The organism is Proteus columbae (assembly GCF_002777965.1).
Taxonomy (GTDB): Bacteria; Pseudomonadota; Gammaproteobacteria; order Enterobacterales; family Enterobacteriaceae; genus Proteus; species Proteus columbae.
This window is the reverse complement of sequence record NZ_NGVR01000023.1, coordinates 285,644-299,862: the sequence shown is the minus strand read 5'-3', so window position 1 is coordinate 299,862 and position 14,219 is coordinate 285,644. Positions and strand designations below refer to the sequence as shown.

12 protein-coding genes are annotated in these 14,219 nt (G+C 37.8%); 1 reads left to right on the top strand and 11 read right to left on the bottom strand.

Translation table 11 applies throughout. The features are described 5' to 3' along the window. Window positions 1–2 precede the first annotated feature (2 nt). Entirely contained in the window at window positions 3–776 is a 774-nt protein-coding gene (gene cmoM, locus CBE70_RS12355; protein ID WP_100159578.1) for a tRNA uridine 5-oxyacetic acid(34) methyltransferase CmoM, read from the bottom strand. 377 nt (window positions 777–1,153) lie between these two features. Between cmoM and elyC the strand changes: the two genes are divergently transcribed. Beyond that, complete coding sequence (gene elyC, locus CBE70_RS12350) at window positions 1,154–1,984, top strand: envelope biogenesis factor ElyC (RefSeq protein ID WP_100159577.1); 831 nt, start codon at window positions 1,154–1,156, stop codon at window positions 1,982–1,984. A gap of 85 nt (window positions 1,985–2,069) precedes the next feature. Here the strand turns inward: elyC and kdsB are convergent, their stop codons facing one another. The 10 genes from kdsB to aroA all read right to left on the bottom strand — a co-directional run bounded on the left by kdsB (window position 2,070) and on the right by aroA (window position 14,199). Continuing rightward, window positions 2,070–2,831, bottom strand: coding sequence for a 3-deoxy-manno-octulosonate cytidylyltransferase (gene kdsB, locus CBE70_RS12345; protein WP_100159576.1), 762 nt, complete (start codon window positions 2,829–2,831; stop codon window positions 2,070–2,072). 4 nt (window positions 2,832–2,835) lie between these two features. After that, window positions 2,836–3,015, bottom strand: coding sequence for a Trm112 family protein (locus CBE70_RS12340; protein ID WP_004244593.1), 180 nt, complete (start codon window positions 3,013–3,015; stop codon window positions 2,836–2,838). Window positions 3,016–3,430: 415 nt separating this feature from the next. After that, window positions 3,431–3,646 (bottom strand): cold-shock protein, encoded by a 216-nt coding sequence (locus CBE70_RS12335; RefSeq protein WP_023581324.1) that lies wholly within the window; start codon window positions 3,644–3,646, stop codon window positions 3,431–3,433. 514 nt (window positions 3,647–4,160) lie between these two features. Next, complete coding sequence (gene lpxK, locus CBE70_RS12330) at window positions 4,161–5,150, bottom strand: tetraacyldisaccharide 4'-kinase (protein WP_100159575.1); 990 nt, start codon at window positions 5,148–5,150, stop codon at window positions 4,161–4,163. Then, window positions 5,147–6,892, bottom strand: a complete 1,746-nt coding sequence (gene msbA / locus CBE70_RS12325; RefSeq protein WP_100159574.1) for a lipid A ABC transporter ATP-binding protein/permease MsbA — start codon at window positions 6,890–6,892, stop codon at window positions 5,147–5,149. Before msbA ends, lpxK begins: the two co-directional genes overlap by 4 nt. Window positions 6,893–6,930: 38 nt before the next feature. Then, window positions 6,931–9,300, bottom strand: a complete 2,370-nt coding sequence (locus CBE70_RS12320; protein ID WP_100159573.1) for a DNA internalization-related competence protein ComEC/Rec2 — start codon at window positions 9,298–9,300, stop codon at window positions 6,931–6,933. A 412-nt stretch (window positions 9,301–9,712) separates the two neighbouring features. Continuing rightward, window positions 9,713–10,000 carry an integration host factor subunit beta gene (gene ihfB / locus CBE70_RS12315; RefSeq protein WP_006537420.1) on the bottom strand — a complete coding sequence of 96 codons (288 nt, stop codon included), beginning with the start codon at window positions 9,998–10,000 and terminating at the stop codon, window positions 9,713–9,715. Between the two features lie 64 nt (window positions 10,001–10,064). Beyond that, the gene (gene rpsA, locus CBE70_RS12310) at window positions 10,065–11,738 is read right to left on the bottom strand and encodes a 30S ribosomal protein S1 (protein WP_006537421.1); all 1,674 of its coding nucleotides are present in this window, start codon (window positions 11,736–11,738) and stop codon (window positions 10,065–10,067) included. A gap of 173 nt (window positions 11,739–11,911) precedes the next feature. Further along, window positions 11,912–12,598, bottom strand: coding sequence for a (d)CMP kinase (cmk, locus tag CBE70_RS12305; RefSeq protein WP_100159572.1), 687 nt, complete (start codon window positions 12,596–12,598; stop codon window positions 11,912–11,914). A gap of 314 nt (window positions 12,599–12,912) precedes the next feature. Then, window positions 12,913–14,199 carry a 3-phosphoshikimate 1-carboxyvinyltransferase gene (gene aroA / locus CBE70_RS12300; RefSeq protein ID WP_100159571.1) on the bottom strand — a complete coding sequence of 429 codons (1,287 nt, stop codon included), beginning with the start codon at window positions 14,197–14,199 and terminating at the stop codon, window positions 12,913–12,915. Window positions 14,200–14,219: the final 20 nt, after the last annotated feature.

Here is a 14,219-nt window from a genome sequence, read left to right as displayed (position 1 = left end):
CCTTAATTTACACACTTTTGTGCCATGACATGAATGTAACGCCCCAGACTGATATAGGGCTCTTGCCGACAATATCGTTGCTCTAATGCAAGCAACGATGGAAAATCTTTATTTTGTAACTGACGACTTTGCAAATAATCATGGAAAACGCGGACACCGGTTTTTCCTAATATTGTCATCGAAAACTCATTTAACCATTGATAAACATCTTCTGGTTGCAATGGGTTTTGAGGTGATAGTGATTTTTTTCTTCTACGTGGGATCTCAGGATTTGCCAGATGAAAATTTCCTAAAATCGCATTTCTCATGACAATACCATTCGCATTGTAAAACATTAGCGATAAGATACCACTAGGTAGCAACATATCGGTAAGAACATTTACGGCGTCTTTCTGATCCGTGATCCATTCCAACACTGCATGAAATAGAATTAAATCAACCCCTTCATCTATATGCTCTTTAATCTCTTGAGCTGCACAACAAATAAACGTCATGTTCTCGACTACACCCTCTTCAATCGCAGCCTCTTGTGCGCGATTAAGCATCTCTTGTGATAAATCACATAAGATAATTTGGTGTCCTAATTTAGCAAGCTGACGAGAGAAATAACCCTCACCTCCACCTGCATCTAAAATACGCAAACTTCGGTTAGGTAAGAGGGTCAATAATTGTTGTAAATCTTCCCAAATCACCGCTTGACGTATTTTACCCTTTGTTGTGCCATAGATATTGCGGGAGAATTTATCTGCAATATCGTCAAAATTACGATCTGACATTAAAACGCCTCATGATAACAACTTACTACTTGCGCTCTTTGCGTTCTGATAAATTCAAAAATATGAGACACTGTACATAAATAAAGACGGCAATTTTACCAGTGTTCTATGATACTGACTGTTTTCTCTAAAGAAATAAGTCATGAATCAGACTATTCGCAAAGCGCAGTATAAATATAACGCTTATTAATGAAAAAATTAACGTTCAAACGTTTATCGTTTTTTATAAATAATTAAACGGTTCTTTATTTCTATTGATGAAAACTTAGTGAAACGTTGTTGTGTTAGCTATTTTGACACAACGTCTTGGAATTCCCCTAGTTTTCACTAAGCTTTCGCTATCAATTGCATGTATTTCACTCAATTTAGGATGATTTATGCTGTTTTTGCTCAAAAAATATGTTGCAGGCTTTCTGATGCCTTTGCCTTTGCTCTTATTAATCGCTTTTTTTGCATTAGCACTACTTTGGTTTACGCGTTGGCAAAAAACCGGAAAAAGCCTACTCACTGTTGCGCTTGTTCTGTTAACTATTTTAGGCATACAACCTGTTGCTGATACACTATTGATGCCAAGTGAAAAAGAGTATCAAGCTCGTTATGAATTACGAGAAAATTCGCAACAAGATGTGAACTACATTGTTGTTTTAGGTGGTGGATTTACTTATAACCCAGAATGGGCACCAAGTTCCAATCTTCTTAACAATAGTTTGTTTCGTGTTACTGAAGGTGTAAGGCTTTATTATCGCAATCCTAATTCGACACTGATTTTTACAGGTGGTGCAGGTGTTAATCAGATAAGCAGTGCAGAGGTAGCGGCTCAGGTGGCACAATCTTTAGGTGTACCTGCTGAGAGAACTATCGCATTATCAATACCGAAAGATACTGAAGAAGAAGCCTATGAAGTTGATAAATTAATTGGTAAGAAACCATTTTTACTTGTGACGTCTGCCAACCATTTAGCACGCGCTGAACGTTTCTTTTTAGCACGAGGCATGAACCCTATCGTTGCACCAGCTAATCAATTAGCTATCACTTCACCATTACATCCCTGGGAGAAATACTTTCCCTCCGCCACTTATTTTCAACACAGTGAACGTGCATGGTATGAGTTTTTAGGGTCGATGTGGCAATCAATAAAACCGGCAGGACAACCCGCCACTATTCCTGAAAAGGAAAATCATCAATCTGATAAAGAAGAAAGCCAATAATTAAAAATATCTTTGCTGGCTGATACAAAAAACGGCACTTAAATAAAATTAAGTGCCGTTGAAATTATTTGTTGTCGCTCAAAGACTAAAATTCTTGGTTAAGTGCTCGATATGCAGCTCTGGCTGCAACAAGATCATCTTGTGTATCTACACCCACTCCAGGAACTTCTAATGCTTTTGCAACATGGATTTTTTCGCCATACCACAGCACACGCAGTTGCTCTAACATTTCAATAGATTCTAACGGGCTTGGTTCCCAAGTAATATATCGACGAATAAAGCCTGCACGATAAGCATAAATGCCAATATGGCGTAGATAATGCTCACCAATTTCATCATGTGATAAATTAAAACGGTCTCTTTCCCAAGGAATAGTTGCACGAGAAAAATAAAGTGCGAAACCTTTTGCATCCATCACGACTTTCACTGCATTAGGATTAAAAGCTTCTTTTGAGTCAACAATAGGCACCGCTAATGTTGCCATTCCTGCGCCACAACTTGCCAAATTTTCGGCTACTTGGGTAATAATAGCGGGTGGAATAAGAGGCTCGTCACCTTGTACGTTAACGATTATTTCATCATCTGCAAATTGATATTTTTCAATGACTTCCGCTAAACGTTCTGTACCTGAATGGTGATCTTCGCGAGTCATACACGCTTCCCCGCCCGCTTTTTCAACTGCTGCAACAACATCTAAGTTATCAGTTGCAACAATGACGCGGTTTGCACCAGAGCGCATAGCCTGTTCCATCACACGAACAATCATAGGTTTGCCATGAATATCCGCGAGGGGTTTACCCGGTAAACGGGTCGATGCATATCGACCAGGGATAATGACCGTGAACATGAAGTTACTTTTCCTCTTCTAGTGATAATTCTCTTGCTTCATTCTCCAGAAGAACGGGGATATTGTCACGAACAGGATAAGCTAAATGATCAATTTTGCAGATAAGCTCTGAGTTTTCTTTATCAAAGATAAGTTTGCCGTGGCAAACTGGGCAAGCAATAATTTCAAGTAAGCGGTGATCCATTTTGTCCCTCTCAAGGGTTAATCATTTTATATGGCAAAAGGATATCATAAGGAAGGATCAGCGTTAATACTCAAAACCTCTCGTTTAGTGATAATTCGAAAATTATTTTAGTTATTAATAAATTTATTATTTTATCTTTTACTATAAGCAACAAAAAAGCCACATTAATGTGGCTTTTTATCGTTGAGTCTGCAACATCATTAATAAAGAATTACATTCAGCTTTTATTGATAATAATTTAACCTTTTTATTATCTTTATTACATTCTAATTAACGAAACGACCCTTTTATATTACTTATTCAGCTTGGTGGCAAACCATTTCCGCTTGCCTACCTAAAAATAGGCATAAACGATAATTTAATCTCAAAGTTAAACTATCGTTTTATCTACAACTTTAACAAGGCTAAGCCTTATTTAAAACCCAATAACATCAGCGGCTTCTAAACCTGCTGCTGTTCTGATAACAGAAAACTCAACGTCTTGACCTTCTGTTAATGCTTTATTTTTTGTATTGGCAATCGCTTTTTTATTGACATAAACTTCTTGTTCAATATCTCTTGCAACAATAAGACCATAACCTTTGTTATTGTCAAACCATTTTACGCGACCCATTCTTAATTGTAATGTCATGATAGATAAACTCCTTTTGTTCTTTGTATAGTTTTATTTTCCTATACAAATGCATCCTACTTTTTATTAAGTCTTCTTATATAAAACCCCAATTAAATTCTGAACACATTAATTTAAGTAGTGCATTTTATTATTCAATATAAATGTTCAAAATCGTGATAGCTAAGCTTAATAAATATCTTAAAGCTCAATAAATATTTACAGTATCAATATGACCAAAAGATGACATGTTGATATTTATTGCGCACTGATAAAAAAGATAACCGAATATAGAGATAATTAGTCACCATCAAAAATGGTTTTTATCATTCATTGTGTACAAAAGCCAACGCTATTCACTACACAAAATATCAACCCTACATTCAAGATCCACAAACTCTCCACACAAGGCCTTTGAGTAGATAGGGTAATGGCGAGTTAAATTGAACTACGACAAAAGCGATATGCGACTGTAGGTAGGTAATCTTTTATGTAACGCTATCCTGATTTTCACTATAAATATCATTGTTTCAGATCAGATACAAGTTTTTTTCGAGCCGTAAATTAAATTACTGACTTGTTTTAGCACAGATTGACTATTTAATTCAGCGCTAACGGGTAAATACCACCAATTATCTTGCGCAAAATGCTGACATTTAACAGCATCCTTTTCTGTCATAATAAGGGGTTCTAAATCAGGTGTTAAATCCTGTAATTCTTGAACACTATAATCACTATGATCACTAAATGCTTTTGTTGTGATTAACTCTATCCCTTTTTCATGTAAAGAGTTAAAAAATCGAGGTGGGTGACCAATTCCAGCAATAGCAACAGCCTTTTTAATTTGCTGAACAGGTTTCTTTTCTCCCGTTTTAAGATTAACAGCAATATCACCTTCCAGCACCATACCTATCTCGTTGCCTTGGCTTACTCCACCATTAACGATAATTGCATCTACTGAATTTAAACGCCCTGCACGCTCTCGCATAGGGCCTGCTGGTAACCACCAACCATTACCAAACCGACGCTGACCATCAATAACAACAATTTCATAATCACGCTGTAATGCATAATGCTGTAAACCATCATCAGTGATGATCACATCAAGTTCATATTGATCTAATAACGCTTTTACTGCATCTCGTCGATTAGGTGCGACCGCAACGGGAACACCTGTTCGATGATAAATCAATACAGGTTCATCACCTGCTATGGACGGTGATGTATCCGATGTCAAAAGTAATGGATAATGATCTGATTTCCCGCCGTAACCACGAGACACAACACCTGGTTTAAATCCCTGCTGTATTAATTGCTCAACAAGCCATATCACAACAGGTGTTTTGCCATTCCCACCTGCGGTTAAATTGCCAACAATCACAACAGGAACTGGAGCCTTCCATGATGCTAACCACCCTTTCTGATATGCAAAACGCCTTAGCAGTGTGATCGCACCATACAACCATGAGAATGGAAGCAATAGGATATAAAACCAAGATTTACCAGACCAAATCCGTTCAATCATTTGCCAAATTGCATCCTGTGAAGTTGAGCATAAATACCTTGTTTCTCAATCAAATCAAGGTGTGCGCCACGTTCAACAATTTCACCGTCTTCAATAACTAATATTTCATCCGCTTTTTCAATAGTTGATAAACGGTGAGCAATCACTAAAGAGGTTCTATTCTTCTGTAGTTCATCAAGGGCAGACTGAATAGCACGCTCTGACTCTGTATCTAGTGCTGATGTTGCTTCATCAAGAATAAGAATTGGTGAATCTCGTAATAACGCTCTTGCGATTGCAATACGCTGGCGTTGTCCGCCTGAAAGTAACACACCATTTTCACCAATTTCAGTATCTAAACCTTTATCCATTTTTTGGATAAAATCCATCGCATGTGCCATTTTCGCCGCTTTTTCAATATCTTCACGGGTATACTGATCTTCACAAGCGTAGACAATATTATTTGCCACAGTTTCATTAAAAAGATGCACATTTTGAGAAACCAGTGCGACTTGGTTACGCAAAGATTTCAATGTGTATTCACGAATATCATGACCATTAATTAATATCTCACCTTCATTAATGTCATAAAAACGTGTGAGCAGATTTGCAATCGTAGACTTACCTGAACCTGAACGTCCAACCAATGCAACAGTTTTCCCCGCTGGAATAGTAAATGACATGTTTTTCAGTGCAGGTGTATCTTTTGTGACATATTGAAAAGTCACGTTACGAAACTCAATATCACCGGTTGGTTTTTTCAGTTCAAGCTTACCCGTATCTTTTTCTTGCTCCATATCGAGGATAGCAAATAACGTCTGACAAGCAGCCATACCACGCTGAAATTGAGCATTCACATTAGTCAGCGATTTCAGTGGGCGCATTAATGCAACCATTGAAGAGAAAACAACCGTAATTGTACCGGCTGTTAATGTATCCATAATTTCAGGGAAACTTGCTGCATACAGGACAAATGCTAATGCGAAAGAAGCAATCAATTGAATAATAGGATCTGAAATTGACGACGCAACAACCATACGCATACCTTGACGGCGAATATGATTACTTACATGGTTAAAACGTTTATTTTCAACTTCTTGGCCATTAAAAATCAGAACTTCTTTATGCCCTTTTAGCATTTGTTCTGCACTAGTTGTCACTTGCCCCATGCTATTTTGAATTCGTTTACTGATCGTTCTAAAACGAGTCGATACCAATCGGATAACAACAGCAACAATAGGCGCGATAACGATAAGGATCAGGGATAATTGCCAGCTATAGTAAAACATCAAACAAAATAGCCCAATGATATAAGCACCTTCACGTACAACAGTGATTAATGCACCTGATGATGAAGAGGCAACTTGTTCTGAGTCATATGTGATACGGGAGAGTAAAGTCCCTGTTGATTGCTGATCAAAAAAGCTTACCGGCATTCCCATAATATGAGAAAACAGTCGGCGGCGCATATTCATGACCACTTTTCCTGAGACCCAAGAAAGGCAGTAGCTTGAAATAAAGTTAGATATACCACGCAGAACTATCAGTCCAATAACGGCCAAAGGCATCCATTTTAATACGTCATTACTCGCTTTACCAAAACCTTCATCAAGTAACGGTTTTAATAAAGAAATCATAAATGCATCCACGCCCGCATTGATGACTAATGCAACTGCAGCAGTGATTAAACCTGCTTTGAAAAGTCGGATCATTGGCCATAAGCGGCGGAATGTTTGCCACGTTGATAGATCTACATCATTCATATATACATTACCAAACTTTTAATAATTAGCCGGACATTCTACTCGGGAAACGTCAAAACACCAAACCACTGATGATACCAACGAGGTAAAATATCTCGTCTATAGGTAAATACATCAATATTATCTTGATTAAACTCGATAGAAACTTGCCCACTAATAGAGGTTGTTAGCCAATTAATAGCTTCTTTTTTATAGCGATGATGTACTTTATCAGAAGGTAAACGCCAAGGGCTATAACGAGCAGCAGAAACGAGTGCAATTTTTGGTGATACGGCTTGAATAAACATCAATGTGGATGATGTTTGACTACCATGATGAGGAACTTGTAAAACATCTGCTTTCAGTTGTTCTTTTTTTACTCTTACTAAGTGAGCTTCAGCTTCTTTCTCTATATCTCCAGTCAAAAGAATATTGTGTTTACCATCGCTGAGATTAATCACACAAGATTGATTATTCTTCGGGGAGAATGATTTATTTGGTGGCCATAATGCATCAAATTGAAGCTCTTTCCACTGCCATGATTTATTACTTAAGCAAGGTAAATGTGAAGGATCGTCAAAACTACTACGAATGCTTAAATCAGGATAAGCTTTTATTAAATCTTTAATTCCCCCCGTATGATCAAGATGATCATGGCTAATTATCAATGCAACTGGTTTAAGTCGATGACTCTTTAAATAAGGAATAATGACACTTTTTGCAATTGAACCACCACTTTTCCAACGTATTCCAGTGTCATAAATAATCGCCTCTCCTTCTTTTTCAATAATAACCGCCAAACCATGTCCAACATCTAGCATAGACATTCGCCATTGATAATGTGTAGAAGCTACTAACTCACAATATAAAATTGTAGCAATAGCCACAATACAAACAAAATGATGACGCCACCATGACATTTTGATGATTAAAATAATACCAATTCCTAAAAATCCTAATAATAAAGGAATAGCGCCACTATCTTGCCAAAATGGTAAAAATAATGGAGCACCCCAAAAAGCAAGACTAATAGAAAGATCAACCCAATACCAAATTATCGGTTGTAAAAACGGGAGAAAAAATGTCAATAAGCCAAACATTATTAATGGTACTGAAATAAAAGAAATCACAGGAACAGCCCATAAATTAACAATAGAACTAAAAAAATTAGCACCATTAAATAAATATAATTGAAATGGTAATAAAATAATTAATAAACCAAATTGTAAATGTACTAATCTTAAAATAAACCACCGCTTTTTATGATTATATTTAGTTTTTAATGGGTACATCCAATACCAAAAAATAATGGCGAATACAGCAGAAAATGAAAGCCAGAAACTGGCTGAAAGTATAGAAAGAGGTTCAACAATAAGAATGAGTGCAGCACTCCAAAGTGCCCATTGCCAAGGTAAAAATAATCGGTTCCCAAAATGTAAAACCACCCAAACCGTTAATCCAATAACAGCCCTTGTTGCTGGTATTCCCCAACCTGATAACGTAGCATAGAAGACACCACACAGCCAGGCTATGGCTAATGGGAACTGTGGATTAATCCATCTGATAGGAAAAAGAAATTGAATACCTCTTGCAATAACCCAACCAGCAAAGGCGGCTAAACCTATATGTAAACCCGATATCACAATTAAATGTGCAATCCCTGTTTTCATATAGAGATCTTTTTTTTCAGGTTCGATATATCGTTTATCACCTAAGACTAAAGCAATAATTTCACCTTTATTTTTTGCAGTTTGCCAATAAGCTGAAATTGTCTGAATAAGCTGAGTACGCAGTGACATATCATCTCGGATAAACTTAGCTGTCATCACTTTACCCGTTAACGTTTCTTTCATAGAAACAGCATACTTTTGGCTATCAAATCCACCTTCATTTAAATAGCTATGTACAGCTCTAAATTGAATTTTAAACTTCCAATATTGTCCTACTGCTATATTTTTAGGCGGGTTTCGCCAATACACGTTAGCATAAACAGATGATGAAAATAGCATTTTTTTCGTAATAGGTATTTTGATAATAATATTACCATCTGTTAATTGGCGATATTCCATAACTTTGGTTTCAAGTATTACCATATTATCAGCAAACTGTTCAGTTCTCGTCATTAACGATGACGCAGTCATATTCGAATAAACCCAGAAAAACAGAAATATCGCTAAAAATCGGAATGAGCAAAAAGGAATAAATAATAGAAATAATGCAATAAAAATAATAATAGAATAAATAGTTTGGCTAAAAAGTGTATGTTGAACTAATAACGGTAAACAACCTAATACCATAGCTAAAGCAATATTATCTAAAGTTAGCTTTGTGAAATAGAGTTTTTGAAAATAGGCTGAATGAAAGCACTTCCGTTTTATTGATACTACCTCTAACTCAAACAAATTTATCATACGATTCAATAAAATCATTTTCAGTATCCTTACCTTCAATCATTCTTTAAATATCATGATGTTATAATTTAATTAAAGAAAGGCTTTTAGGTCATTTTTTAGCGATACTTTATAAAAAGAAAAGGATTTCTTGTTACATACAATAAATTTTGAGAAGACACTCGTAAAAAACAAAACAACTAAGTGATATAGGTAATTAAATAGAGAAATTACAACTAAAGCAGAATACAGTAGTAAAGAAGAAGCAAGAAAGGTAGGTACTAGTGGGATAAAGTAAATAGAGCCAATCAATCAATTAGAGATTAGAGATTGAAGAAGATTAGGGAGCAGAAAATACACTAAAAGTCATAACAATTAGTAATAAAAAAACGGCACCTAAGCACCGTTTTTGAGAAAGTTAACTAACATCGTGCCATTTCGACAGGAGTTATTATTCCGTATAAATATTTACACGGTCACGTAACTCTTTACCTGGCTTAAAGTGTGGAACGTATTTACCTTCCAGATCTACTTTATCACCAGTTTTCGGGTTACGACCCGTACGCGGCGCACGGTAGTGTAGAGAAAAACTGCCGAATCCGCGGACTTCGATACGCTCACCATCAGCTAAAGTATCAGCCATATGATCAAGCATTTCTTTTACAGCTTCTTCAACCGTCTTAGCCGAAAGATGAGATTGTAGGCCTGCAAGTCTTTCGATTAACTCAGACTTGGTCATATTACCTCCCTAAACTACCGATAAATAGGCAACGATTAACGTTGCCTTCCGTTAATAACTTAAATTATTCGCCTTTAGCTGCTTTGAAAGCTTCAGCCATAGCGTTGTTTGAAAAACCAACTTCTTCTTTGTTGTTTACAGAAGCGATAGCGTCTTTCTCGTCTGCTTCGTCCTTAGCACGAACAGATAAGTTGATAACGCGGTTTTTACGGTCAACGCCAGTGTATTTAGCTTCTACAGCTTCGCCAACATTCAGAACCAGAGTTGCATCTTCAACGCGGTCACGTGAAGCTTCTGAAGCACGCAGGTAACCTTCAACACCGTCAGCTAATTCTACAGTTGCGCCTTTAGCGTCAACAGCAGTTACTTTACCAGAAACAATAGCACCTTTTTTGTGAGCAGACAGGTAATTATTGAATGGATCTTCTGATAATTGTTTAACGCCCAGTGAGATACGTTCACGTTCAGCATCAACTTGCAGAACTACAGCAGCGATTTCGTCGCCTTTTTTGTATTCACGAACTGCTTCTTCACCTGCAACATTCCAAGAAATGTCAGATAAATGAACCAGACCATCAATACCGCCGTCTAAACCGATGAAGATACCGAAGTCAGTGATAGACTTGATTTTACCTTCAACACGGTCGTTCTTGTTGTGAGTTTCTGCGAACTGCTGCCATGGGTTAGATTTGCACTGTTTCAGACCCAGTGAAATACGACGACGTTCTTCATCGATGTCAAGAACCATAACTTCAACAACATCACCAACGTTAACAACTTTAGATGGGTGAATGTTTTTGTTAGTCCAATCCATTTCAGAAACGTGTACCAGACCTTCAACGCCTTCTTCGATTTCTACGAAACAACCGTAATCAGTCAGGTTAGTTACACGACCAGTCAGTTTAGTACCTTCTGGATAACGTTTAGCGATAGCTACCCATGGATCTTCGCCCAGTTGTTTCAGACCTAATGATACGCGAGTACGTTCACGGTCGAATTTCAGGACTTTAACAGTGATTTCGTCGCCAACATTGACAATTTCGCTTGGGTGTTTAACACGTTTCCAAGCCATGTCAGTGATGTGCAGTAAGCCGTCAACACCGCCCAGATCAACGAATGCACCGTAGTCAGTAAGGTTCTTAACGATACCTTTAACTTCCATGCCTTCTTGCAGGTTTTCTAATAACTGATCGCGTTCTGCGCTGTTTTCAGATTCGATAACCGCACGACGAGACACAACAACGTTGTTACGTTTTTGGTCTAATTTGATGACTTTGAACTCAAGCTCTTTGTTTTCCAGATGAGTTGTATCGCGAACTGGGCGAACGTCTACCAGTGAACCTGGTAAGAACGCACGAATGCCGTTCAGTTCAACAGTGAAACCACCTTTAACTTTACCGTTGATGATACCAACAACAGTTTCGTTTTCTTCGTAAGCTTTTTCCAGCATCAGCCACGCTTCGTGACGTTTAGCTTTCTCACGAGACAGAACGGTTTCACCGAAGCCATCTTCAACCGCGTCCAGAGCAACATCAATTTCGTCGCCCACTTGGATTTCTAATTCGCCTTGAGCGTTTTTGAATTGTTCTACAGGAATAGCAGATTCTGATTTCAGACCTGCATCAACCAGAACAACGTCTTTATCGATAGCAACTACAACGCCGCGAACGATAGCGCCAGGACGAGTTTCGATTGTTTTTAGGGATTCTTCAAAGAGTTGAGCAAAAGATTCTGTCATGTTAATGATCTTCAAGTAAATTTAATTAACGTCCATTTAGCATCCGGCCGAATGGGGTTGTTTCACATACCTCGTTACATCCTTTGTGACAAGGTCATCGGGCATTGTTGTGTTTTCATTAACACGTCAACCCGATTTTGATAATTACCTAGTATAAACGAAATAAAAATTAATTACGCTGATAATTGCAGATTTTTTTTAGCATAAGTCAACGATTTTTCAATGACTTCGTCAATAGACAAGCTTGTAGAATCGAGAATTAATGCATCTTTCGCCGCAACAAGTGGCGCAACAGCACGATTCCGGTCACGGTAATCGCGTTCTTTTATCTCGGATAAAAGGCGCTCAAAGTTAACATTAAAGCCCTTTTCCTGCAACTGTAACATGCGACGACGCGCGCGCTCTTCTGCACTCGCTTCTAGAAATATTTTCACTTGGGCATCAGGGAAAACGATTGTGCCCATATCTCGACCATCTGCAATTAAGCCTGGCGCTGTACGAAATGCGCGCTGACGACGCAGCAATGCTTCTCTTACACGAGGAAAAGTCGCAGCTTGTGATGCTGTGTTCCCAACTGTTTCTGTTCGAATTTCAGTTGAAACATCTTCACCTTCAAGAATGACATTCAAGCCATTCTCATTAGGAATAAAACGCACATCCAAATTTGCAGCCAAGGGTACTAAAGCATCTTCTGAGGTGATATCAACATGGTGATGTAAAGCCGCTAATGCCAATACACGATAAATAGCGCCAGAATCGAGTAAATGCCAGCCAAACGCTTTCGCTAGTGCTTGGCATAATGTTCCTTTACCTGCTCCGCTAGGCCCATCAACAGTTATAACAGGGACGATAACCGCCATGAGTTTCTCCTTTTCGTGGGCACTGCATTTCTGTATTTGTTGCTCTTATTACATTGATATAATAGGCATAGTGTGTTCAAACAGAGAAAAACAGTATTAATATATGCGCGACATTATACGCATACAATGTATAGGAAGAAACAAGCAGATAAGCACTAAAGAGTCTTATTTAATATTATTTTTTCAAGATAATGTATTTTTTAGAAAAATTAATCTAATTACAATAAAAAATCGGCAGTATTGTTCTTCAAAAAGTCCAATACTGCCGATTTAACTGATTTAATTTTGACTCATTTTAATTAATGATTTTCACATTAATTAGTACGTTGAGAAAGCGTTTCTAACTTATCAAAATAATCAGGGAAGGTTTTTGCGGTACATCCTGGATCAAGAATAGTAATTGGCGTATCTGAAAGCGCCACCAGCGAGAAACACATCGCAATACGGTGATCATTATAAGTTTCGATATCCGCAGTAGTTAACTGCTTTGGTGGCGTTACTTTTAAGTAATCGTGCCCTTCTTCAACTATCGCACCGACTTTTTGTAACTCTGCTGCCATTGCCGCTAATCGGTCAGTTTCTTTTACGCGCCAGTTATAAATATTGCGAATAACCGTTTCGCCTTCTGCAAAAAGTGCCGTGGTAGCAATGGTCATTGCTGCATCAGGGATAGTATTCATATCCATATCAATGCCTTTTAACGTTCCACGCTCACACTCAATATAATCATCACCCCAGCGTACTTTTGCACCCATTTTTTCAAGTACAGAAGCAAAATGAATATCCCCTTGTAAGCTATTTTTACCTATACCTGTCACTCGTACAGTGCCACCTTTAATGGCAGCAGCGGCTAAAAAGTAAGAAGCAGACGAAGCATCGCCTTCTACAAGGTACTTTTGTGGTGATTGATATTGCTGCCCACCTTTTATAACAAAGCGTTGGTAGTCTTGGTTTTCAATTTTTCCACCAAAGGTATTAATTAATGCTAAGGTAATATCAATGTATGGTTTTGACACTAATTCACCTTTAATAGTGATAATCGTATCTTGCTCAGCTAATGGTGCAGCCATTAATAATGCAGTCAAAAATTGGCTAGAAACACTTCCATCAACCGCAACATTACCACCTAAAAAACCACCACATAAGCGAATTGGCGGATAATTCGTCTGTTCAAGGTAGTCAATTTTTGCGCCACCTTGGCGTAAAGCGTCAACTAAATGCCCAATTGGACGCTCTTTCATACGAGGTTCACCCGTAAGAATAATATCGTGCTCACCAAGACTTAATGCGGCCGCTAATGGGCGCATTGCTGTACCTGCATTACCTAAAAAGAGCTCTAATGGTGAATTTGTTTTAAACTCTCCCCCTAGCCCTTCAATATCACATACCGTATTGTTATTTGATAATTGATATTGCACACCTAACGCTTTTAATGCATTAAGCATATGACGAATATCATCACTATCTAATAAGTTGGTTAGACGAGTTTTACCTTTAGCTAAAGCCGCTAATAACAACGCGCGGTTAGAGACACTTTTTGATCCTGGTAAATTAATAACACCTTCGATATGAGCGATAGGTTGTAATGTTAACGATTCCATAAACAGGTAAAAACTCCAAT

What these genes read in the sequence shown, in the direction of transcription:
- cmoM (WP_100159578.1), bottom strand. Translation starts at nt 776, where the DNA reads ATGTCAGATCGTAATTTTGACGATATTGCAGATAAATTCTCCCGCAAT.
- elyC (WP_100159577.1), top strand. Translation starts at nt 1,154, where the DNA reads ATGCTGTTTTTGCTCAAAAAATATGTTGCAGGCTTTCTGATGCCTTTG.
- kdsB (WP_100159576.1), bottom strand. Translation starts at nt 2,831, where the DNA reads ATGTTCACGGTCATTATCCCTGGTCGATATGCATCGACCCGTTTACCG.
- CBE70_RS12340 (WP_004244593.1), bottom strand. Translation starts at nt 3,015, where the DNA reads ATGGATCACCGCTTACTTGAAATTATTGCTTGCCCAGTTTGCCACGGC.
- CBE70_RS12335 (WP_023581324.1), bottom strand. Translation starts at nt 3,646, where the DNA reads ATGACATTACAATTAAGAATGGGTCGCGTAAAATGGTTTGACAATAAC.
- lpxK (WP_100159575.1), bottom strand. Translation starts at nt 5,150, where the DNA reads ATGATTGAACGGATTTGGTCTGGTAAATCTTGGTTTTATATCCTATTG.
- msbA (WP_100159574.1), bottom strand. Translation starts at nt 6,892, where the DNA reads ATGAATGATGTAGATCTATCAACGTGGCAAACATTCCGCCGCTTATGG.
- CBE70_RS12320 (WP_100159573.1), bottom strand. Translation starts at nt 9,300, where the DNA reads ATGATTTTATTGAATCGTATGATAAATTTGTTTGAGTTAGAGGTAGTA.
- ihfB (WP_006537420.1), bottom strand. Translation starts at nt 10,000, where the DNA reads ATGACCAAGTCTGAGTTAATCGAAAGACTTGCAGGCCTACAATCTCAT.
- rpsA (WP_006537421.1), bottom strand. Translation starts at nt 11,738, where the DNA reads ATGACAGAATCTTTTGCTCAACTCTTTGAAGAATCCCTAAAAACAATC.
- cmk (WP_100159572.1), bottom strand. Translation starts at nt 12,598, where the DNA reads ATGGCGGTTATCGTCCCTGTTATAACTGTTGATGGGCCTAGCGGAGCA.
- aroA (WP_100159571.1), bottom strand. Translation starts at nt 14,199, where the DNA reads ATGGAATCGTTAACATTACAACCTATCGCTCATATCGAAGGTGTTATT.